The sequence below is a fragment of the Pseudomonas sp. K5002 genome (assembly GCF_013386655.1).
Lineage (GTDB): Bacteria > Pseudomonadota > Gammaproteobacteria > Pseudomonadales > Pseudomonadaceae > Aquipseudomonas.
Window position 1 is genome coordinate 1 of the sequence record NZ_JACARK010000546.1, and the last position, 1,465, is coordinate 1,465.

Sequence of the window (1,465 nt, forward strand, 5' to 3'; positions counted from 1 at the left end):
TGACCGGCACCAACGGCAAGGGCTCTACCTGCGCCTTTGTCGCGGCCTTGCTGCAAGCCCAGGGCCTGAAGGTCGGCGTGTACAACTCGCCGCACCTGCTGCGCTACAACGAGCGGGTGCAGCTCAATGGCGTCGAAGCCACTGACGAGCAACTCTGCGAAGCCTTCGCCGCACTTGATGCCGGGCGTGGCGAGATTTCCCTGACCTATTTCGAGATGGGCACCCTGGCGGCGTTCTGGCTGTTCGAGCGTGCGCAGCTGGATGTAGTGGTGCTGGAAGTCGGCCTGGGTGGGCGTCTGGACACGGTCAACGTGGTGGATGCCGACCTGGCGCTGATTACCAGTATTGGCGTCGACCATGCGGACTACCTGGGTAACACCCGTGAGTCCGTGGCCTATGAAAAAGCCGGGATCTTCCGCCAGGGCAAGCCTGCACTGTGCGGCGACCTGGACCCGCCGCATACCTTGCTGGACAAGGTGCGCGAGCTGGATTGCCCGTTCTTCCTGCGCGGGCGTGATTTCAATCTCGAGATTGGCGACCAATTCTGGCAATGGCGCGGGCTTGACGCGCGCGGTCAAACTGTTGAGTTGCGCGACTTGCCACTGCTGAACCTGCCGATGGAAAACGCCGCGCTCGCGCTGCAAGCCTACCTGTTGCTGGATTTGCCCTGGCATGCCGAGCAGATTGCCGCTACGTTGCAGGCTACTCGCGTGGTGGGGCGCCTTGACCGGCGCACGTTCGACTGGGAGGGCAAGCGCCTGAACCTGCTGCTGGACGTGGGGCATAACCCTCACGCCGCTGAATACCTGGCCAGGCGCCTGGCACGCACGCCGCCCGCCGGTCGCCGCCTCGCGGTGTTCGGGTTGTTGTCCGACAAGGACCTGGACGGCGTGGTTGCACCCTTGCTGGGCGACGTCCAGGCCTGGGCGGTTGCACCGCTGGATACGTCCCGCAGTCGTCCTGCCATCGAGTTGCAGGTTGCCTTGCAGAACCTTGGCGCGTCCGTGACGTCCCATGCAAGCGTGACAGCCGCCCTGGAAGCCCAGTGCGCGGTTGCGACGCCTGAGGATGAGATTCTGTTGTTCGGATCATTTTATTGTGTTGCCGAGGCGCTCGAATGGTTGGCCCGGCGCTCCACGGAGGAAGCTGCACATGGCATTACTGGATAGCGCATACAAGCAGCGAATGGTTGGAGCCCTGGTCCTGGTGGCGTTGGCGGTGATTTTCCTGCCGATGCTGTTTTCCCGTCAGGATGAGCAGCGCCAAGTGACCGTTGAAGCGCCAGCTGCGCCCCAGGCGCCTGCGGTGCCTCAGGTTCAGGTTGAGCCGGTGGTGGTTCCCGAGCCGCAAGCGCTGCCGGAAGAAGAGCCGGTGCCGACCGATGACGAAGTGGCTGCACAGCAAGCGCCGTCGATGCCGGTGCAGCCGAGTGTGCCGGTGGTTAAGCCTGCGCCTGCTGCTCCTG

Annotated in this window: 1 protein-coding gene and 1 pseudogene; both read left to right on the top strand. The window is 63.9% G+C overall.

Features of this window, described 5'->3' with window-relative positions:
• Positions 1-1,169 (top strand): bifunctional tetrahydrofolate synthase/dihydrofolate synthase (gene folC / locus HX846_RS22980; RefSeq protein WP_178966145.1); only part of this gene is annotated, 1,169 nt, incomplete at its 5' end.
• A pseudogene (locus HX846_RS22985) lies at positions 1,153-1,465 on the top strand (SPOR domain-containing protein); the annotation flags it as partial. The gene folC and the pseudogene HX846_RS22985, both read left to right, overlap by 17 nt.